Source organism: Micromonospora sp. NPDC047812 (assembly GCF_040704175.1).
Taxonomy (GTDB): Bacteria; Actinomycetota; Actinomycetes; order Mycobacteriales; family Micromonosporaceae; genus Micromonospora.
Genome location: NZ_JBEYRY010000001.1, coordinates 256298 through 276490, shown reverse-complemented (window position 1 = coordinate 276490; position 20193 = coordinate 256298). Strand labels below are relative to the sequence as shown.

At 74.4% G+C, this 20193-nt stretch carries 18 protein-coding genes and 1 pseudogene; 4 read left to right on the top strand and 15 right to left on the bottom strand.

Annotation, left to right across the window (positions count from 1 at the left end; all coding sequences use genetic code 11):
• The first annotated feature begins 4 nt into the window (after nt 1-4).
• Nucleotides 5-838: an isocitrate lyase/phosphoenolpyruvate mutase family protein gene (locus tag AB0883_RS01240; protein ID WP_366638484.1), complete on the top strand. Its 834-nt coding sequence runs from the start codon at nt 5-7 to the stop codon at nt 836-838.
• Between the two features lie 87 nt (nt 839-925).
• Here the strand turns inward: AB0883_RS01240 and AB0883_RS01235 are convergent, their stop codons facing one another.
• The 5 genes from AB0883_RS01235 to AB0883_RS01215 all read right to left on the bottom strand — a co-directional run bounded on the left by AB0883_RS01235 (nt 926) and on the right by AB0883_RS01215 (nt 6508).
• A complete protein-coding gene (locus tag AB0883_RS01235) occupies nt 926-2614 on the bottom strand; it encodes a ribonuclease J (protein WP_132232860.1) in 1689 nt (562 codons plus the stop codon).
• Nucleotides 2615-2666: 52 nt separating this feature from the next.
• On the bottom strand, nt 2667-3593 hold the full coding sequence (gene dapA, locus AB0883_RS01230) for a 4-hydroxy-tetrahydrodipicolinate synthase (RefSeq protein WP_366638483.1): 927 nt from the start codon (nt 3591-3593) through the stop codon (nt 2667-2669).
• 46 nt (nt 3594-3639) lie between these two features.
• Nucleotides 3640-4383, bottom strand: coding sequence for an FAD-dependent thymidylate synthase (gene thyX, locus AB0883_RS01225; protein WP_366640210.1), 744 nt, complete (start codon nt 4381-4383; stop codon nt 3640-3642).
• Nucleotides 4384-4628: 245 nt separating this feature from the next.
• Nucleotides 4629-5282: a DUF2752 domain-containing protein gene (locus AB0883_RS01220; RefSeq protein ID WP_366638481.1), complete on the bottom strand. Its 654-nt coding sequence runs from the start codon at nt 5280-5282 to the stop codon at nt 4629-4631.
• Nucleotides 5279-6508, bottom strand: a complete 1230-nt coding sequence (locus AB0883_RS01215) for a crosslink repair DNA glycosylase YcaQ family protein (protein WP_366638480.1) — start codon at nt 6506-6508, stop codon at nt 5279-5281. The genes AB0883_RS01220 and AB0883_RS01215 overlap by 4 nt, the downstream gene beginning before the upstream one ends.
• Before the next feature lie 78 nt (nt 6509-6586).
• Here AB0883_RS01215 and AB0883_RS01210 point away from each other — a divergent pair, with 78 nt between their 5' ends.
• Nucleotides 6587-7138 carry a GNAT family N-acetyltransferase gene (locus tag AB0883_RS01210; RefSeq protein ID WP_366638478.1) on the top strand — a complete coding sequence of 184 codons (552 nt, stop codon included), beginning with the start codon at nt 6587-6589 and terminating at the stop codon, nt 7136-7138.
• Here AB0883_RS01210 and AB0883_RS01205 read toward each other — a convergent pair.
• Nucleotides 7037-8344, bottom strand: a complete 1308-nt coding sequence (locus tag AB0883_RS01205; RefSeq protein ID WP_366638477.1) for a glycosyltransferase 87 family protein — start codon at nt 8342-8344, stop codon at nt 7037-7039. The genes AB0883_RS01210 and AB0883_RS01205 overlap by 102 nt on opposite strands.
• Before the next feature lie 35 nt (nt 8345-8379).
• On the opposite strand from AB0883_RS01205, the pseudogene AB0883_RS01200 reads away from it, so the two are divergent.
• Nucleotides 8380-8943 (top strand): annotated as a pseudogene (locus AB0883_RS01200) (GNAT family N-acetyltransferase); the annotation flags it as partial.
• 340 nt (nt 8944-9283) lie between these two features.
• On the top strand, nt 9284-9664 hold the full coding sequence (locus AB0883_RS01195; protein WP_366638475.1) for a VOC family protein: 381 nt from the start codon (nt 9284-9286) through the stop codon (nt 9662-9664).
• Between the two features lie 5 nt (nt 9665-9669).
• Here the strand turns inward: AB0883_RS01195 and AB0883_RS01190 are convergent, their stop codons facing one another.
• The 9 genes from AB0883_RS01190 to AB0883_RS01150 form a co-directional block, all read right to left on the bottom strand.
• Nucleotides 9670-10164: a GNAT family N-acetyltransferase gene (locus tag AB0883_RS01190; RefSeq protein WP_366638473.1), complete on the bottom strand. Its 495-nt coding sequence runs from the start codon at nt 10162-10164 to the stop codon at nt 9670-9672.
• A 48-nt stretch (nt 10165-10212) separates the two neighbouring features.
• Nucleotides 10213-10986 carry a 4-hydroxy-tetrahydrodipicolinate reductase gene (dapB, locus tag AB0883_RS01185; protein ID WP_121396036.1) on the bottom strand — a complete coding sequence of 258 codons (774 nt, stop codon included), beginning with the start codon at nt 10984-10986 and terminating at the stop codon, nt 10213-10215.
• Nucleotides 10987-11118: 132 nt separating this feature from the next.
• Nucleotides 11119-12543 carry a pitrilysin family protein gene (locus tag AB0883_RS01180; RefSeq protein ID WP_366638471.1) on the bottom strand — a complete coding sequence of 475 codons (1425 nt, stop codon included), beginning with the start codon at nt 12541-12543 and terminating at the stop codon, nt 11119-11121.
• 48 nt (nt 12544-12591) lie between these two features.
• On the bottom strand, nt 12592-14976 hold the full coding sequence (locus AB0883_RS01175; RefSeq protein WP_366638470.1) for a polyribonucleotide nucleotidyltransferase: 2385 nt from the start codon (nt 14974-14976) through the stop codon (nt 12592-12594).
• Nucleotides 14977-15203: 227 nt separating this feature from the next.
• Nucleotides 15204-15473, bottom strand: coding sequence for a 30S ribosomal protein S15 (rpsO, locus tag AB0883_RS01170; RefSeq protein WP_121396038.1), 270 nt, complete (start codon nt 15471-15473; stop codon nt 15204-15206).
• Between the two features lie 181 nt (nt 15474-15654).
• Nucleotides 15655-16584: a bifunctional riboflavin kinase/FAD synthetase gene (locus AB0883_RS01165; RefSeq protein WP_366638469.1), complete on the bottom strand. Its 930-nt coding sequence runs from the start codon at nt 16582-16584 to the stop codon at nt 15655-15657.
• Nucleotides 16585-16641: 57 nt separating this feature from the next.
• Nucleotides 16642-17526 carry a tRNA pseudouridine(55) synthase TruB gene (truB, locus tag AB0883_RS01160; RefSeq protein WP_366638467.1) on the bottom strand — a complete coding sequence of 295 codons (885 nt, stop codon included), beginning with the start codon at nt 17524-17526 and terminating at the stop codon, nt 16642-16644.
• A gap of 230 nt (nt 17527-17756) precedes the next feature.
• A complete protein-coding gene (locus AB0883_RS01155) occupies nt 17757-19082 on the bottom strand; it encodes an MATE family efflux transporter (protein ID WP_366638465.1) in 1326 nt (441 codons plus the stop codon).
• A gap of 46 nt (nt 19083-19128) precedes the next feature.
• Nucleotides 19129-20085 carry a DMT family transporter gene (locus tag AB0883_RS01150; protein ID WP_366638463.1) on the bottom strand — a complete coding sequence of 319 codons (957 nt, stop codon included), beginning with the start codon at nt 20083-20085 and terminating at the stop codon, nt 19129-19131.
• Nucleotides 20086-20193 lie beyond the last annotated feature (108 nt).

The window sequence follows — 20193 nt, the reverse complement described above, 5'->3', positions numbered from 1 at the left end:
GTCCATGACGACGACGCACCACCACCACGCCGCCCTGCTCCTGCACTCCCTGCACCGCCCCGGCTCCCCACTCGTCCTGCCCAACGCCTGGGACGTGGCGAGCGCCCGGATCGTGGCCGACTGCGGCGCGGCGGCGGTCGCCACCACCAGCGCCGGCGTCTCGTGGAGCCTGGGCGCCCCGGACGGCGACGAACTGGACCGGGAGCGCGCACTGGCGGTGGTCGCCCGCGTGGCCGCCGCCGTCTCCGTCCCGGTCACCGCCGACATCGAGAGCGGGTACGGCGCCGACCCGGCCGGGGTCGCCCGCACCGTGAGCGGCGTGCTGGCCGCCGGCGCGGTCGGCGTGAACATCGAGGACGCCGCGCCGGCCGGGACGTCCCCGCTGCGCCCGGTCGACGAGCAGTGCACCCGGATCCGGGCCGCCCGGGAGGCCGCCGACGCGACGGGGGTACGGCTCTTCGTCAACGCCCGCACCGACGTGTTCCTGCGGGCGGTGGGCGACCCGGCGGACCGGCTGGCGGAGACGCTGCGCCGCGCCGGCGCGTACCGGGCGGCGGGCGCGGACGGGATCTTCGTGCCGGGCGTGGCCGACGCCGGGACCATCGGCGCGCTGGTCGCCGGGATCGACGGGCCGGTCAACGTGCTCACCGGGCCGGGTGGGCTCCCCGTCGCCACGCTGGCGGGGCTGGGGGTGGCCCGGGTCAGCCTCGGCTCGGCGCTCGCCGAGGCCGCGTACGGGCTGGTCCGCCGGGCCGCCACGGAGGCGCTGCGCTCCGGGTCGTACGACTCGCTGGCCGGCGCGATGGGCTACGGCGAGTTGAACGCGCTGCTGGCCTGAAGCGGGCCGGCCGGCGCGCGGGCCCGCCCGGACGCGGCGACGCCCGCCGGCACACGGGGTGCGGGCGGGCGTCGCGGCGGCGCGGGGTCAGACCTCGACGACGGTGGGAACGATCATGGGCCGACGCCGGTACGCGTCGTTCACCCACCGTCCCACCGTGCGCCGGACGATCTGCTGGAGCTGGTGCGGGTCGGTGATGCCGTCGGAGGCCGCCCGGTTCAGGGCCTCGGTGACCAGCGGGATCACCGGGCTGAACGCCTCCGGGTCCTCCGAGAAGCCCTTCGCCGACAGGGTCGGGCCGCCCACCACCTTGCCGGTCACCGAGTCGACCACCACGGTGGTGGCGATGAACCCGCCGTCGCCGAGGATCCGGCGCTCGGTGAGCAGCGACTCGCTGACGTCGCCGACGGCGAGGCCGTCGACGTAGACGTAGCGGCTCTTCACGTGCCCGACCAGGCTGGCCCGGCCCTCGACGAGGTCGACGACGTCGCCGTCCTCGCAGAGCACCACCCGGTCGGGGGCGACGCCGGACTCGATGCCGAGCCGGGCGTGCGCGCGCAGGTGCCGCCACTCGCCGTGCACCGGCATCAGGTTGCTGGGCCGGACCACGTTGAGCAGGTAGAGCAGCTCGCCGGCGGGCGCGTGACCGGAGACGTGCACCTTGGCCACGTCCTTGTGCACCACCACGGCGCCGGCCCGGGCCAGCCGGTTGATCACCCGGTAGACCGAGGTCTCGTTGCCGGGCACCAGCGACGAGGCGAGCACCACGGTGTCGCCGGGGGCGATGGTGATGTGCCGGTGGTCGCCGCTGGCCATCCGGCCCAGGGCGCTCATCGGTTCGCCCTGCGAGCCGGTGGACATCAGCACGATCTGCTCGGGCGGCATGTTCGTCGCCTCTTCCAGCCCGACGACCAGCCCGGACGGGATGTTGAGCAGCCCCAGGTCGCGGGCGATGCCCATGTTGCGGACCATGGACCGGCCGATGAGGGCGACCTTGCGGCCGTGCTCGGCGGCGGAGTCGAACACCTGCTGCACCCGGTGCACGTGCGAGGCGAACGACGCGACGATGATCCGCCCCTTGGCCTTCGCGAAGATCGAGTCGAGCACCGGCCCGATCTCCCGCTCGGGGGTGACGAAGCCGGGGATCTCCGCGTTGGTGGAGTCCGAGAGCAGCAGGTCCACGCCCTCGGCGCCGAGCCGGGCGAACCCGGCCAGGTCGGTGATCCGGCCGTCCAGCGGAAGCTGGTCCATCTTGAAGTCGCCGGTGTGCAGCACCAGGCCGGCCGGCGTGCGGATGGCCACCGCGAGCGCGTCGGGGATCGAGTGGTTGACCGCGAAGAACTCGCACTCGAACGGGCCGAGCCGCTCCCGGCCGCCCTCCCGCACGGTCAGCGTGTAGGGCTGGATCCGCCGCTCGGCGAGCTTCGCCTCGACCAGGGCGAGGGTGAACTGGGAGCCGACCAGCGGGATGTCGGGCTTGTGCGCGAGCAGGTACGGCACCGCGCCGATGTGGTCCTCGTGGCCGTGGGTCAGCACGATCGCCTGGACGTCGTCGAGCCGGTCCAGGATCGGACCGAAGTCGGGCAGGATCAGGTCGACCCCGGGCTGCTCCACGTCGGGGAAGAGGACCCCGCAGTCGACCACCAGCAGCTTGCCGTCGTACTCGAAGACGGTCATGTTGCGACCGATGGCGCCGAGCCCGCCGAGCGGAATGATCCGCAGCCCACCCTCCGGCAGTGGCGGGGGCAGTTCCGTCTCGAAGTGCGCCTCGGTCACGCGTCCACCTCATTCTGCGACGCCGGCACTCGGCGTCCGTCGTGTCGTTCGGTCATTCGGAAAGTTCCACGCCCGCCGCCGCGCTGTCGGCGCGGAGCTGGGCGATCTCGTCGTCGGTCGCGTCGACCAGCGGCGAACGCACCGGCCCGGCGGGCAGCCCGGCAACCGCCAGTCCCGCCTTCACCAGGATCACGCCCTGGGTACGGAAGATGCCGGTGAACAGCGGCAGCAGCCGCCGGTGCAGGCTCAGCGCGGTGGCGGTGTCCCCCGCGTCGTACGCCTCGATCATCTGCCTGGTGAGCGCGCCGGTGAAGTGGGTCGAGGTGCCGACCACGCCCACGCCACCCACGGCCAGCGAGGGCAGGGTGAGCGAGTCCTCGCCGCTGTAGAAGGCGAGGTTCGTCCGGCTGGTGACCCAGCTCGTGGCGGTCAGGTCGCCCTTGGCGTCCTTCACCGCGACGATCCGGGCGTGTTCGGCCAGCCGCACCATCGTCTCGGTGTCGATCGGCACGCCCGCCCGGTGCGGGATGTCGTAGAGCATCACCGGCAGCCCGGTGGCGTCCGCGACGGCGGTGAAGTGCCGCAGCAGGCCGCTCTGCGGCGGCTTGTTGTAGTAGGGGGTGACCACGAGCAGGCCGTGCGCGCCCGCCTTCTCGGCGGCCGTGGAGAGCTCGATGGTGTGCCGGGTGTCGTTGGTGCCGACCCCGGCCACGACCTTGGCGCGGTCACCGACGGCCTCCACCACGGCCCGGATCAGCCGTTCCTTCTCGGCCTCGGTGGTGGTCGGCGACTCGCCGGTGGTGCCGTTGACCACCAGCGCGTCGTTGCCCTGCTCGTCGACCAGGTAGCTGGCGAGCCGCGCGGCGCCGTCGAGGTCGAGCGAGCCGTCGGCGGTGAACGGGGTCACCATGGCCGTGAGCACTCGCCCGAAGGGGCGGGACACCGCCCGGGCGGGCGTGTCAGGGTGGTCGTGCGTCATGCCACCAACCTAGCGGACGACCACCGGCGCCCCGCCGGGGAAGCCCTCAGGACAGCTCGGCGTGCGGGCTCGCCGCGACCTCGGTGCCGTCGGGCAGGGCCGAGATGACGAAGTCGGCGAAGACGTTCGGGGCGACACCCTGGAGCTGCCGCAGGCACTCCACCGCCAGCTCGCGGATCTCCACGTCGGCGTGCTCCGTCGCGCGCATGGCGATGAAGTGCCGCCAGGCCCGGTAGTTGCCGGTGACCACGATGCGCGTCTCGGTGGCGTTGGGCAGCACCGCACGGGCCGCCTGGCGGGCCTGCTTGCGCCGCAGCGTGGCGTTCTCCACCTCGGCGAAGCGCCGTTCCAACCCCTCCAGCAGCTCGTTGTACGCCCGCACGCTCGCCTCGGCGGCCTCCACGAACCTCTTGTGCAGCTCCGGGTCGTCGGCGATCACCGAGGGCTCGACCATGGCGGCGTCGCGCTCCGGCACGTACCGCTGGGAGAGCTGGGAGTACGAGAAGTGCCGGTGCCGGATCAGCTCGTGGGTGAAGGAGCGGGACACCCCGCTGAAGTAGAAGCTGACCGAGCCGTGCTCCAGCACGCTCAGGTGGCCGACCTCCAGGATGTGCGCGAGGTAGCCGGCGTTGGTGGCGGTGGCCGGGTTCGGCTTCTTCCAGCTCTGGTAGCAGGCCCGGCCGGCGAACTCCGCGAGGGCCTGGCCGCCCTCGGCGTCGGTCGACCACGGCACATCGTCGGGCGCCTCGAAGTGGGTCCACGCGACGAGCTTGACCTGGGGCTGCACCATCTCCGGCATTCCTGGGACTGTAGTGGCGCCGCCCCTGCCCGCCCAAGCCAGGCTCGCCGGGTGCAATGTCGGTCACCGGCGGACGGACGGCACCGGCGGCCGGATCGCGCCGCCCGGCGGCGTGAGCCGGGTGAACGGGGTGCCGGCAGGTACGTAGGCGCGACCGGCTGGCGGAGGCCCGGACGTCGGACCAGGCGCCACCGCCGGCGGCAGGCACAGACGTCGGGCCCGGCGCGGGGCGAGGGTCAGACGTAGAGGGAGGTGAACGGTGCCCAGGGGAGGTTGCGCAGGATCGTGAAGGCCAGCCAGGAGGCCAGGAAGACGCCGATCACCCGGGAGCTGATCCGCAGCTCGGGCAGGCGCCAGCCGAACGCCTGCCGGCCCGCCCAGGCGACGAAGAGGTACGCCAGGAAGGGCAGCGCGAAGACGAAGAGGAAGTGGTGCCGGGCGGCGGCCGGCAGGTCGGCGTGCAGCACGTACCAGAGCGCGCGGGTGCCGCCGCAGCCCGGGCAGTCCAGCCCCGTGGTGAGCTTCAGCAGGCAGGTGGGCGCGGCGTCGGGCGCCGAGCGGGTGGGGTCGCTGATCAGCGCGTAGCCGATGCCGGCGGCGACGCAGCCGAGCGCGGCCAGGGGCACCGCCCAGCGCGGGGAACGCTCGTAGAGGCGGACGACGAAGCGGGTGAGCCGGTCCGGCTCCGCGACGGGGTAGGCCGCCGCCCCCGGATAGGGCGAACCGGGGTGGGCCGCCCCGGGGTAGGGCGACCCCGGGTGGGGCGACGCCTGGTCCGTGGGCCATCCGCCGGCCGGCGCCGCCGGACCCGCCTGCGGCGGGGCGTCGAGCCCACCCGTCTGCGGATGCGACGGGGAGGCCGGTCCGTCAACGCTCGTCACGTCGCTCACCGTACACCGGCCACGCCCGCCAGCGCGGCGGTCAGCGGGACCGCCAGGTCGCCGGCGGCCGGCGGGGCCACCGCGTCCAGGCCCAGCCAACCGGCGAGGCGGTGCAGCTCGGCGGCGAGCGCCAGCGCGGTCTCGCCCCGGTCGACGCCCGGCTCGCCCCAGGCGGCCGGCACCAGCAGCACGCGGGCCTTCCGGTCGGCCTTCAGGTCGACCCGGGCGGTGAAGCGCTCCCCCTGCAGGAACGGCAGCACGTAGTAGCCGTGCACCCGCTGCGGCGCCGGCACGTAGATCTCGATGCGGTAGCTGAAGTCGAAGAGCCGCTCGGCGCGGGCCCGCTCCCAGACCACCGGGTCGAACGGGCTGACCAGGGTGTTGCCGCGCACCCAGCGGGGCAGCCGCGCCCCGGCGTGCAGCCAGGCGGGCCGCCGCCAGCCCTGCACGTCGACCGGCAGCAGCTCGCCCGCCTCGACCAGTTCGGCGATGGCCTGCCGGGCCCCGGCCACCGGCAGCCGGAAGTAGTCGCGCAGCTCCGGCTCGGCGGCCACCCCGAGCGACCGCGCGGCGATGCCCACCAGCGTGCGGTGGGCATCGGCGTCGGTCGGCGTCGGCGCGTCGAGCACGGCGGCCGGCAGCACCCGCTCCGGCAGGTCGTAGCGGCGGGCGAACGACGTCGTGCGGTCGGCGGCCGTCACCTCCCCCGCCCAGAACAGGAACTCCAGCGCCCGCTTGACCGCCGACCAGTTCCACCCCCAGTTGCCCGTCTCCCGGGGCGCGTCGTGTTCGATCTCGGCGGCCGTGAGCGGCCCCCGGGCGGCCACCTCGTCGCGGACCCAGGCCACCAGGCCAGGCTGCTCCTGGGCGATGCGGCGCATCCCGCCCCAGGACTCCGAGCGGGCCCGGGCCATCCGCCAGCGCAACACCGGGTGCAGCCCGACGGGCACCAGCGACGCCTCGTGCCCCCAGTATTCGAACAGCTCGCGGGGGCGGCGGTAGGCGGCGGCGTCGAGCAGCGAGGTCGGGTAGGGCCCGAGGCGGCTGTAGAGCGGCAGGTAGTGCGCCCGTTGCAGCACGTTGACCGAGTCCATCTGGATCAGCCCGACCCGGTCGAGCACCCGGCGCAGGTGCCGGCGGGTGGGCGCGCCGGTGGGCGCGGGGTCGGCGAAGCCCTGGGCGGCGAGCGCCACCCGGCGTGCCTGGGCGAGCGAGAGCGATTCCGGTGCGGCCATCGTCGGGCACCCTAATCCACCCGTACGACACCGGTGCGGACGCTGGACCGATCACCCGCCGGGGCATAGAACGGACGCATGCTCACGATCCGCCGCGAGGAGCCCGACGACGCCGAGGCGGTCGCCCGGGTGCACATCCACGGCTGGCAGGCCGGCTACGCCGGGATCATGCCCGAGGAGGTGCTGCGGCGGCTCAACGTCACGGCCTGGGCGCAGCGCCGCCGGGACCTCGGCACCGCCGACCCGGAGCACCCGTTCACCACCCTGCTCGCCGAGGTCGACGGGGTGCTGGCCGGGTTCACCACGTTCGGCCCGTACCGCAACAACCAGGACCGTGGCGACCTCGACGCCGCGCACGGCGAGGTCGTGGCGATGTACGTCGAGCCGACCCGCTGGGGCGACGGCACGGCGCGGGCGCTGCTGGCCGCGGCGCGGGAGGGGCTGGTCGCCCGGGGCTGGTCGGACTACCGGCTCTGGGTCCTGGAGGCCAACCACCGGGCCCGCCGGTTCTACGAGCGGGCCGGGCTGTCACCGGACGGTGAGCGGTCGACCTATCCGGTGCCGCTGGCCGGCGGGCGCCCGCCGGTCGGGCTGGTCGAGCTGCGGTACGCCGGGCGCCTCGGCGGCTGACCCGGCCGGCGTCGCCCGACGGCGGTTGCTCCGGCCCGGGTCGCCCCAGCTGCGGATGGGCAGGAACGCCAGCAGCGCCAGGCTGATCCAGACGTAGGTGTTGCTGCCGAGGAAGCCGTCGAGCCCGGTGAAGTCCTTCTCCCAGGCCCAGACGATGCGGCTGATCAGGAAGCCGTAGCCGACGATCGCGGCGCCCAGCAGGAGGCGGCGCCGGCGGCTGCCGGCGGGCGCGGCCATCCCGTTGTCCACCAGCAGGATCAGCGCGGGCAGCAGCCAGACCAGGTGGTGCACCCAGGTGACCGGGCTGACCAGGCACATCACCGCGCCCGTCAGCGCCAGGCCGGTCGCCTCGTCGCCGGCGGCCACGGCGGCGCGGGAGCGCCAGGCCCACAGCGCCAGCGTGGCGAGCACCAGCGCCAGCCAGGCCAGGGTGCTCGGGTGTTCCGGGTTCAGCCGGGCGACCACGCCGCGCAGCGACTGGTTGGAGACGAACGCCAGTTCACCCACCCGGCCGGTGTTCCACAGCGCCTCCGTCCAGAACTCCCGCGAGGCGTCGGGGAAGAGCGCGGCGGCCAGCAGCGTCGCGCCGGCCGCGGCGGCCATCGAGGTGACCGCGGCCCGCCAGCGGCGGGTCACCAGCAGGTAGACGATGAAGATGCCCGGGGTCAGCTTGATCGCGGTGGCCAGGCCGATGCCCACGCCGGCCCACCGGCTGCCGGCCGGCAGCAGCCGGAGCAGGTCGACCGCGACCAGGAAGAGCAGCAGCATGTTGACCTGGCCGAAGTTGACCGTCTCGCGCATCGGCTCGTACGCGGCGGCCAGGCAGAGCGCCACGGCGAGGGCGAACCAGCGGGTCCAGCCGGAGCGGCGGGAGACCGGGTCGATCAGCCACCAGAACAGCACGGCGGTGACCACCACGCTGGCGGCCACGCTGACCGCGATCGCCGCCCACCACGGCAGGTACGCCATCGGCAGCATGACCAGGGCGGCGAAGGGCGGGTACGTGAAGCCGTACTGGGTGCCGGGCTTGAGGAAGTCGTAGATCTCCCCGCCGTCGTGCACCCACCAGGTCAGCGCGCCGTAGTAGACCTTGAGGTCGAAGAAGCCGTGCCGGACGGCCGCGACGGACAGGAAGGCGGTCACCGCGACGGCGAGCGCGACGACGCCGACGACCTGCTGGATCGTCCGTCGGGGACCCTGCGCCACCATCGCCTCCCTCGCCCTGCGTAGGCTTCCGTCCCATGGCTCTCGGGTACGTCCGCCCGGCGCGTCCGGAAGACGCCGGCGAGATCGCACGCATCCAACTCGCGACCTGGCGGGTCGCCTATCGCCGGATCCTGCCCCGGCACGTGCTCGACAACCTGGACGAGGCGTGGCTCGCCAGGCGGTGGAGCGCGGCCGTGCAGGAGCCGCCCTCCGGCGCCCACCGGGTGCTGGTCGCCGTCGAACAGGCCGAGCAATCCTATCTGGTGGGGTTCGCCGCCTCCGGTCCGGCCGACGCCGAGGCGCTCGCCCCGGGTGAGCCGGCGGAGGCCCTCGGGCCGGACGTCGCCGCGGTGACGGACCTGCTGGTGGAGCCGCGCTGGGGCCGGCGGGGGCACGGCAGCCGGCTGCTCGCCGCGACCGTCGACCTGTGGCGTGCCGACGGGTTCACCCGCGCCCTGGCCTGGGCCTTCGACGGCGACGCGGCGACCCGGAAGTTCCTCACCAGCACCGGCTGGGAACCCGACGGCGCGGCCCGCGCGCTGGACGTGGAGGACATGCTCGTCCCGCAGGTGCGCCTGCACGTGGCGGTGCCCGCGGACGCGGACCCGGCGGACGCGACGCCCGCCGAGGCGACGCTGCCGGACCTGACGCCGGGTGCGTCGTCGCCGGCGCCCGCGACGCCCGGGGACTGACCGTCCCCGGCGGCGCTCCCTCGCCCGGAGCGCGACCGGGCCGGTCGCTCCCCCGGCAATGCCGACGTCCGCGACGACCCGCACCCGGTGCTGGCGGGGGCGCGGGTGCCGCGCCCGGAGCGCACCGGCACCGACCCCTCGGTCCCCGGCCCGCCGGTGGCGGCGTTCCGCCGGACACTGTCGGGGGCGTCGCCTACGGTGACCTCATGGTCGCGGTGGCGGCGTCCACGAGAGGGAGGCACCGGGCATGTTCACGGACACGACGGCGTGGAGCAGTTTCTCGGTGGACGACCCCGGCCGGGCCGAGCGGTTCTACGCCGACACGCTCGGCCTGCGGGTGTCGCGGGACGACGCCATGGGCGGCCTGCTGACGCTGCACCTCGCCGGGGGCCGGGACGTGATGGTCTACCCGAAGGCGGACCACACCCCCGCGGCCTACACGGTGCTCAACTTCCCCGTCGACGACGTCGACCGGGCCGTCGACGAGCTGACCGCGCGCGGGGTGCGGTTCGCGCGCTATCCCGGGATGCCCCAGGACGACAAGGGCGTCATGCGCGGCAACGGGCCGACGATCGCGTGGTTCACCGACCCGGCCGGCAACATCCTGTCGGTGATCGAGGAGGGCTGACCCCGTCAGGGCCGGGGCGCGACCTGGGCGGGCGGAAGGAGTTCGACGACCAGTTCGTCGTCCTCCATCGCCCCGGTGGGCACGAAGCCGAGGCTCGTGTAGAGGCGGGCGGCCTGGACGTTGTCGGGGTGGTAGGAGAGCCGGACGGGATGACCGCCGTCCTGGCCGCCCAACCACGCGGCCAGGGTGCGCACGGCCGCCCGCCCGACGCCCCGGTCCTGTTCGGCCGCGTCGATTACCATGCCGCCGATCCAGCGGGACCCGTCGTCGTCGACGCCCCACATGACGTGCCCGGCGACGGTCTCGTCCGCGTACACCGCCAGTGAGGTCCACACGTCGGAGCGCATGGTCAGCAGCAGGTAGCGGGCGGCCAGCGCCGCCACCCACCCGCGCTGGTCGTCGCGCGGGGCGACGTCGGCCACCGCCCGCCAGTTGTCGTCGTCCACCGGGCGCAGGGTGACCCGGCGTCCGGCCCGGTCGGAGAGTCCAGAATCGATCACCCGGGCAGCCTAGGGGCCGCCCGGGTGCCGCCGCGACGGGTTTGCCCGTCAGTCCAGCAGGGCGTCCAGACCGACGGTCAGCCCGGGCCGGGTGCGGACCGCGCGGACGGCCAGCAGCACGCCGGGCATGAACGAGACCCGGTCGTACGAGTCGTGCCGGATGGTCAGCGTCTCCCCCACGGTGCCGAAGAGCACCTCCTGGTGGGCGACGAGGCCGGTGGCGCGCACGGCGTGCACGCGTACCCCGTCGATGTCGGCGCCCCGGGCGCCCGCGACCTCGTCCTTCGTGGCGTCCGGCGCCGGGCCGAGCCCCGCCTCGGCGCGGGCGGCCGCGACCAGCCGCGCGGTGTGCGTGGCGGTGCCGCTGGGGGCGTCCAGCTTGCGGGGATGGTGCTGCTCGACGATCTCGACCGACTCGAAGTGCCGGGCGGCGCGGGCGGCGAACTGCATCATCAGGACCGCGCCGATGCCGAAGTTGGGGGCGATCACCACGCCCACCCCGGGCTTGTGGGCCAGCCAGCCGCGCACCCGCTCCAGCCGCTGCTCGGTGAAGCCGGTGGTGCCGACGACCGCGTTGATGCCCTGGTCGATGCACCAGTGCAGATGGTCCATGACGACGTCCGGGGTGGTGAAGTCGACGACCACCTCGGCCCCGGCGTCGGACGCGGCGAACAGGCCGTCGCCCTGGTCGACCATGGCCACCAGCTCCATGTCGGCGGCGGCGTCCACGGCCCGGCACACCTCGATGCCCATGCGTCCCCGGGCGCCCAGCACGCCGACCCGGATCAGCTCGTCGGGGCTCTTCTCCTGCTCGTCAGTCACGGGCACAACCTATCCCAATCGGGACGCGCGCATCGGGGCGGACCGGCACCGGCGGGGAGGTGCGGGACAGTCCGCAGCGCCGGCGGCGACGTGACGGGCCGGGCCGGGCGAGGCCGGGCGGCCGGGGGCGGGTCAGCGGGCGGAGAAGTCGCCCGCGCCGAACGGGCCGACCACGGCCAGCGACATCGGCCGGCTCAGCAGCTCGGCGGCCAGGGTGTTGACATCGGCCACCGTGACCGCGTCGACCCGGCCGAGCAGCTCGTCGACCGGCATCAGGTGGCCGTAGAGCAGCTCCCCCTTGGCCAGCCGGCTCATCCGCGAGCCGGTGTCCTCCAGCCCCAGCACGAACGAGCCCTTGCTCATCCCCTTGCCGCGGGCCACCTCGGCCTCGGTCAGGCCGTCGGCGGCCACCCGGGCGAGTTCGGCCCGGGTCAGCTCCAGCACCTCGTCGACCTTGCCCGGGGCGCAGCCGGCGTAGACGGCGAAGAGGCCGCTGTCGGCGTACTGGCTGGCGTAGGAGTAGACCGAGTAGGCGAGGCCGCGCCGCTCGCGGATCTCCTGGAACAGCCGGCTCGACATGCCGCCGCCGAGGATGTTGTTGAGCACGCCCAGGGCGAAGCGCCGCTCGTCGAGCCGGTCGATGCCGGGGCAGCCGAGGATGACGTGCGCCTGCTCGGTCTCCTTCGGCTCCACCAGGGTGGTGGCGGGCTTCGTGCGTACGGCCGGGGTGGCCGACCGGTGCGACGCGGGCGTCGCCGGGTCGGTGTCCAGCGGGGTGCCGCGCAGCGCCTGGCGGACCAGCTTGACCACCGTGGCGTGGTCCAGGTTGCCGGCGGCGGCGACGACGATCTGCGGCGCGGTGTAGCGACGGCGGTAGAAGCCCTGGATCTGCCGCCGGGTCATCGGGGTGACGGTCTCCTCGGTGCCGGAGATCAGCCGGCCCAGCGGATGGTCGCCGTAGACGGCCCGGGCGAAGAGGTCGTGCACCTCGTCGCCGGGCTCGTCGTCGTGCATGGCGATCTCCTCGAGGATCACGCCCCGCTCGGTCTCCACGTCGGCCGGTTCCAGCACCGAGTCGGCGACCAGGTCGCACATCACGTCGATGGCCAGCGGCAGGTCCTCGTCCAGCACGCGGGCGTAGTAGCAGGTGTATTCCTTGGTGGTGAAGGCGTTGGTCTCGCCGCCCACCGCCTCGATCTCCGAGGAGATGTCCAACGCGCTGCGCTTGTTGGTGCCCTTGAAGAGCAGGTGCTCCAGGAAGTGCGCCGCGCCGGCCTGCGGGCCGGTCTCGTCCCGCGAGCCGACCGCGACCCAGACGCCGAACGAGACGCTGCGCATCGCCGGGATCGCCTCGGTGAGCACGCGCAGCCCGCTGGGCAGCACGGTACGACGTACCGTGCCGCCCAGCGGGTCGTCGCTGATCGTGCGGGTCACCGCCCGGGCGGCGCCGCCGGAGCGGGCCGCCGCGGTGCTCCGGTGGGAGGCCCCTGCGGGGCCCGGAACGGACGCCACCCCCCGTCGACCCGGCGGAAACGGCGCGCTGACGGCCCGACTCACGTGTTGCTCCAGATCGACGAGGGGTGGGTGATGCGATGGTGCGGTGCGTCAGCTGCGCCGGGTGCGGCGGCGCGGACGCTCGCCGCCCTCGCCACCCTCGCCGCCGCCCTCGCCGCGCTCGCCGCCGCCCGGGCCACGACCGCCCCGGTCGCCGCCGCGCTCACGGTCGCCCCGGTCACGCGGAGCCCGGTCGTCCCGGTCCCGGCCGGCCGGACGCTCGCCACCGGCGGCCTCGCCGGCGGCCGGCGCCTCGGCGCCCTCCGGGCGGACCTTGTCCAGGTAGATCTTGCCGCGGGCGTCGATGTCCGCGATCTCGACCTCGACCCGGTCGCCGACGTTGAGGAAGTCCTCGACCCGCTCGACCCGCTTGCCGTCGCCCACCTTGGAGATGTGCAGCAGGCCGTCCCGGCCCGGCAGCAGCGAGATGAACGCGCCGAACGCGGCGGTCTTGACCACCGTGCCGAGGAACCGCTCCCCGGCCTTCGGCAGCGTCGGGTTGGCGATCCCGTTGATCCGGTCCACCGCCGCCTGGGCCGACGGGCCGTTGGTGGCGCCGACGTAGATCGTGCCGTCGTCCTCGATGGAGATCTCGGCGCCGGTCTCGTCCTGGATCGCGTTGATGGTCTGCCCCTTCGGGCCGATCACCATGCCGATCTTGTCGACCGGGATCTTGACGGTGGTGACCCGCGGGGCGTGCTCCGACATCTCGGCCGGGCCCTCGATCGCCGCCTGCATCACGCCGAGGATGGTCTGCCGGGCCTCGTACGCCTGCTGCAGCGCGGCGGCCAGCACGTCCGACGGGATGCCGTTGAGCTTGGTGTCGAGCTGGAGCGCGGTCACGAACTCCGGCGTGCCGGCGACCTTGAAGTCCATGTCACCGAACGCGTCCTCGGCGCCGAGGATGTCGGTCAGCGTCACGTACTGGGTCTTGCCGTCCACCTCGTCCGAGATGAGCCCCATGGCGATGCCGGCCACCGGCGCCTTCAGCGGCACACCGGCGGAGAGCAGGCCCAGCGTCGAGGCGCAGACCGAACCCATCGAGGTGGAGCCGTTGGAGCCGAGCGCCTCGGAGACCTGCCGGATGGCGTACGGGAACTCCTCGCGCGACGGCAGCACCGGGATCAGCGCCCGCTCGGCGAGCGCGCCGTGGCCGATCTCGCGCCGCTTCGGCGAGCCGACCCGGCCGGTCTCACCGGTCGAGTACGGCGGGAAGTTGTAGTTGTGCATGTAGCGCTTGCGGTTCTCCGGGGACAGCGTGTCCACCATCTGCTCCATGCGCAGCATGTTCAGCGTGGTGACGCCCAGGATCTGGGTCTCGCCACGCTCGAACAGCGCCGAGCCGTGCACCCGGGGCAGCACGCCGACCTCGGCGGTCAGCGGGCGGATGTCGCGCGGGCCGCGGCCGTCGATGCGGACCTGCTCGCGCAGCACCCGGTTGCGCACCTCGGACTTGGTGAGCGACCGGAAGGCGGCGCTGAGCTCCTTCTCCCGGCCCTCGAAGCGACCGCCGAGCTCCTCGGCGACCTTGGCCTTGATCCGGTCGAGGGCCTCCTCGCGGTCGGCCTTGCCGGCGATCTGGAGGGCCTCGGCGACCTCGGCGCGGGCCAGGTCGGCCACCGCCTCGTAGACGTCGTCCTGGTAGTCGAGGAACACCGGGAACTCGGCGACGGGCTTGGCGGCCACCTCGGCCAGCTCGGCCTGCGCGCGGCACAGCTCGCGGATCGCCGGCTTCGCGGCCTCCAGGCCGCTGGCCACGATCTCCTCGGTCGGGGCGGTCGCGCCGCCCGCGATCAGGGTCACGGCGTTCGGCGTCGCCTCGGCCTCGACCATCATGATCGCGACGTCGCCGTCCGGCAGCGAGCGGCCGGCCACGACCATGTCGAAGGTGGCCCGGGCCAGCTCCTCCAGGGTCGGGAAGGCGACCCACTGGCCGTCGATGTGCGCGACCCGGGTCGCCCCGATCGGGCCGGAGAACGGCAGGCCGGAGAGCTTGGTCGACATCGAGGCGGCGTTGATCGCCACGACGTCGTAGGGGTGCTGCGGGTCGAGCGCGAGGATGGTCTCGACGACCTGGACCTCGTTGCGCAGGCCCTTGACGAACGACGGGCGCAGCGGCCGGTCGATCAGCCGGCAGGTGAGGATCGCGTCCTCGCTGGGGCGGCCCTCGCGGCGGAAGAACGAGCCGGGGATGCGGCCCGCGGCGTACATCCGCTCCTCGACGTCGACGGTCAGCGGGAAGAAGTCGAACTGCTCCTTCGGCTGCTTGCCGGCGGTGGTGGCGGAGAGGACGACCGTCTCGCCGAGCTGGGCGACGACGGAGCCGGCGGCCTGACGGGCCAGGCGGCCGGTGGAGAAGGTGATCTCACGGGTGCCGAAGGACCCGTTGTCGATCACGGCGGTGCGGGATTCGGTGCCGAGGTTGGTCTCGGTCATGGTGCTGTCGTGCTCCTTCGCATCGGGGGCCCACGACGCGGGGAGCTGCTCAGACGGCCGGTCTTCGATCGAAGCGCCCGGGTGGCCGGCGCAATGCCGGGGTGCCCGGGGGCCACTACCGGAGACCGGTACGCTGACCGGCTCCCGTTTTCGGGTGGTCGCGCGGCCCGGTTTTCGTGTGGTGGCGAAGCGGGGGAGCGGCCCGGTCGGGCCGCTCCCCCGTCACGTCACCGGCGCAGACCGAGCCGCTCGATGAGCGACCGGTAGCGGTTGATGTCCTTCTTCTGGACGTAGTTGAGCAGCCGACGGCGGCGGCCGACCAGCAGCAGCAGCCCACGGCGGCTGTGGTGGTCGTGCTTGTGCACCTTCAGGTGCTCCGTCAGCTCGGCGATCCGCTTGGTGAGGACCGCGACCTGCACCTCCGGCGAACCGGTGTCGCCGTCGGCGGTCGCGTACTCCGCGCGGATCTTGGCCTTGGCTTCCTGGTCGAGCGCCATGTTCTCCCTGTTTCGTGGGTTGTTCGATGATGTCCGTCGGATCGGTCAGTGGACCGGAAACGGACCGGTACCTCGCACCCGCGGCGTCGTGCAGGCACGCGAGGCCCCACGTCGGTCAGCCGACGTCCCCGCCAGACTACCAGCCCTGCCGGACGGCGGCCTGTCAAGGGCCGCGACGCGGTCAGCCGAGCACGCGCCGGGTCCGCTCGACGTCCTGGTTCATCTGGGCGATCAACGGCTCGATCGCGTCGTAGCGGATCTGCCCGCGCAGGTGCGCCACGAAGTCCAGCGCCAGCCGCTCGCCGTAGAGGTCGCCGGTGAAGTCGAGCACGTACGCCTCCACCCGCCGCTCCCGGCCGGAAAAGGTCGGGTTGGTGCCGACCGACACCGCCGCCGCCAGGGGCTCGGCGTGGCCCCGGCGCACCAGCCGGGCGGCGTAGACGCCGTCGGCGGGCACCGCCGCGTACCGGTGGCAGAGCAGGTTGGCGGTGGGGAAGCCCAGCTCGCGGCCGCGCTGGTCGCCGCGGACCACCACGCCCTCCACGCGGTGCGGGCGGCCGAGCGCGGCGGCCGCCGCCGTCACGTCCCCCGCGTCGACGCAGGAGCGGATGTACGTGGAGGAGTAGACCGTGCCCGCCTCCGCGACCAGCGGGGCGCCCTCGACGGCGAAGCCGAAGGTGCGGCCGAGCCGCTCCAGCAGCGCCACGTCACCGGCGGCCCGGTGCCCGAAGCGGAAGTTGTCCCCCACCACGACCAGCGCGGCGTGCAGGTGCTCGACCAGGATGTCGTGCACGAACGCCTCGGCGGGCAGCCGGGAGAACTCCGGGGTGAACGGCACCACGCAGAGCACGTCCACGCCGAGCGCCTCGATCAGCTCGGCCTTGCGGGCGGTCTCGGTGAGCACCGCCGGGTGCGAGCCGGGGCGCACCACCTCGGCCGGGTGCGGGTCGAAGGTCACCACCACCGACCGCACGCCCAGCTCGCGAGCCCGGGACACGGCGTGCCCGATGGTCGCCTGGTGTCCCTTGTGCACGCCGTCGAAGACGCCGATGGTGACGACCGACCGCCCCCAGCCACCGGGCGCCGCGTCGTACCCCCGCCACCGCTGCATGCCGCTCCTCCCCTGCCTCTCCGGCGGCCCGCACCGGCCGCCGTCCTTCGCCCCCCGTCAGGCGGGGGCGAGCACGATCTCCGCGCGGGCCCGGCCGTCCCGCTCGCTGACGATAGCGATCAGGCCGCCGTCCGGGCCGAAGACCGCATAGGGGCCGGCGATTCCCACCGGGTCGAGCGGCCCGCCGTGGGAGAGGACCTTCGCCTCGTCGGCCCCGGCGTCGCGGCGCGGGAAGAACCGGTCGGCCGCCGCCGCCAGCGGCAGGTTCACCACCTCGGGGGCGCGCTCCTCCAGCTGGTCGAGGGTGGCGGCCTCCGCGAGGGGGAAGTTCCCGACGGCGGTACGACGCAGCGCGGTCAGGTGCCCGCCCACCCCGAGCGCCAGGCCCGCGTCCCGGGCGATGGCCCGGATGTACGTCCCCGAGGAGCAGGTCACGTCGATGTCCACGTCGACGACGTCGGGCGCGTCGCGGCGCACCGCCAGCAGCTCCAGCCGGGACACGGTGACCCGACGGGCGGGCAGCTCGACGCTCTCCCCCTCGCGCACCCGCTTGTACGCCCGCTGCCCGTCGACCTTGATGGCGCTGACCGCGCTCGGCACCTGGTCGATCTCGCCGGTCAGCGCGCCCAGGGCCGCCCGGATCGCCTCGTCGGTGACCTGGCCGGCCGGGGTGGTGGCGATCACGTCGCCCTCGGCGTCGTCGGTGACGGTGGCCTGGCCGAGCCGGACGGTGGCCGTGTAGCTCTTGTGCGCGCCGATCACGTACGTGAGCAGTCGGGTGGCCCGCCCGACCCCGATCACCAGGACGCCGGTGGCCATCGGGTCGAGGGTGCCGCCGTGCCCCACCCGACGGGTCCGCGCCAACCGGCGGATCCGCGCCACCACGTCGTGCGACGTCATGCCGCCGGGCTTGTCGACCACGATCAGACCGTCTGTGCTCACGACACCCAAGCCTGCCAGACCGGGTCGGACGCCCCGCCGCCGCCGTACCCGGTCGGGTGGACGGCCGGCGCCGCGTCCACCTCGCCGCCCCGCACAGCGACATCGTCGGCTTCCTGCCGCTGCGCAGGGGCCCCGCCCCACGGTCACGCCGAGCGACGACGTCCACGGCCCGAGCTGGCGGCCCGTTGACGGCGAGAGCTGCTGAGCGGTGGCGGCAGCGGTACCGAGGCTCAGCGCACCGCGCCGGTCACGACCCAGTCCCCGGAGCGCAGCCGCAGCAGCAGGGCGACCAGCCGGACCACCACGAACAGCGTCAGCCCCGCCCAGATGCCGCCGAGGCCGAGGTCGAGCCCGTAGGTCAGCCAGATCGCGGGCAGGAAGCCGCCGAGCGCGGCCACGATGGTGAGGTTGCGCAGGTAGCGGACGTCGCCCGCGCCGATCAGCACGCCGTCGAGGGCGAACACCACACCGGCCAGCGGCAGCATCGCCACGAACCACGGCCAGGCGAGCATGGCCTGCTCGCGTACCTGCGGATCGGAGCTGAACCAGCCGGGGACCACGCCGGCGCCGGCGGCGACGAGCACGGCGAACGCCACGCCGCAGACGCCGCCGAGCAGCCCGATCCGGCGGGCCAGGTCCCGGGCGGCGGCGTCCTCGCCGGCCCCGAGCGCGGCACCGATCAGGGACTGGGCGGCGATGGCGAGCGCGTCGAGCACCAGGGCGGTGAAGAACCACAGTTGCAGGGCGATCTGGTGCGCGCCCACGGCGGCGGCCCCGAAGCGGGCGGCGACGGCGGTGGCGGAGAGGAAGCTGGCCTGGAACGCGACCCCCCGGATCAGCAGGTCCCGGCTGAGCGCCAACTGCTGCCCGATCAGCCGGGGCTGGGGCCGCAGCGGGACCCGTTCGGCGATCAGCGCCCCGGCGAAGAGCGCCCCACAGACGGTCTGGGCGATGACGTTGGCCACGGCGGAGCCGACCAGGCCCAGCCCGACCGGATAGACCAGCAGCGGGCAGAGCACGGCGGAGAGCACGTTCGGGCCGAGCACGAACACCAGCGGGCGGCGCATGTCCTGCACGCCGCGCAGCCAGCCGTTGCCGGCGGCGGCGAGCAGCAGGCCGGGCGCGCCGAGCGCCGCGACCCGCAGCCACTGCGCGGCGGCGTCGGTCACCTCGCCGGGGCCTCCGACGAGGATACGCGCCAACGCCCCGCCACCGACCTGCATGCCGAGCGCGACCAGCACCCCCACCCCGAGGGCCAGCCAGGACGACTGGACGCCCTCGGCGACGGCGGACGCCCGGTCGCCCGCCCCGAACCGCCGGGCCGACCGCCCCGTGGTGCCGTACGCGACCACCGTGCCGATCCAGGCGATGAGCGTCAGCACGGTGCCGCCGACGGCCAGGGCGGCCAGCGGCACCCGGCCGAGGTGCCCCACCACCGCCGTGTCCACGAGCACGTAGATCGGTTCGGCGGCCAGCACCACCAGCGCCGGCAGGGCCAGCGCGGCGATCCGGCGGGGCGCGACCGCTCGGGGCCCGAAGGCGACGGATTGGCTCATCGCCGCCGATCCTGGCACGGACGAGTAAGGATCGCAAGCGACCCGATCACTTACCGGGAGCCAGCTGGACGACGCTCACGGCACCGAGCAGGAGCACTCCCCCGACGACCACCGGCACGGAGAGCGACTCGCCGACGAGCCAGCCCGCCAGCAGCACGGCGGTGAGCGGCTCCGCCAGGGTGGCCAGCGCGGCGGCGCTGCCGGTGACGGCGCGCAGCCCGGCATAGAACAGGGCGTACGCCACCGCCGTGGTGACCACCCCGAGGTGGACGAGCAGGCCGATCGGCGCGAGCCGGGCCGGGACGCCGATCCCCTCGGCCAGCGCGACCGGGGCCAGCGTCAACGCGCCGACCACCGCGGACACGGTGGTGAGCGTCATCGTCGCGACGCGTCGCGCGGCGTGCCGGCTCAGCACGGTGCTGGCGGCGTAGCCCACCCCCGAGCCGAACGCCGCGAGCAGACCGAGCAGCGGACGCGGCGCGGTCGCGCCCGGCTCCCCGACCGACACCGTGATCAGCACGAGGCCGGCGACGCCGGTCACCAGGGCGCCCAGCATGGTCCGCCCGGGCAGCCGCCGCGCGCGCAGCGACTCCCACCCGAAGATGAGGACGGGGGCGAGCCCCAGGCTGACCACGGTGGCCACCCCGACACCGCCCGCCGCGACCGCGAGGAAGTACAGCGCCTGGTAGCCCCCGAGCCCTACCCCGACCCCGACGAGGGCCACCGGTTGCGACCGCAACGCCGCGAGCACCGGGCCCAGCCGGTGCGCCACCAGGGCGACCAGCACCAGCGCGCCGATGGCGAGGCGGTAGAAGCCGATGCCCGTCGGGGTGAGCGTGGTGGACTCGCGGACGAGTTGCACCGCGACACCGGTGGTGCCCCAGAGCACGGCGGCGCCGGTGACGTAGAGCAGCCCCCGGCGGGCGCCGACGCTCGGCGCGGGACGGGGGCGGCGCGGGGTGGACGTGGAGGTGGACGACGGCAGAGAAGACGGTCGGGTCATGGGTGCGCTCCAGGCAGGATCGGGCCGCTGACAGGGTTGGCGTCAGTCGGAGCGCACACACGACGGACAGGCGGTGGGCGTTTCCACCCGGGTCCTGCGGGGGCCGCC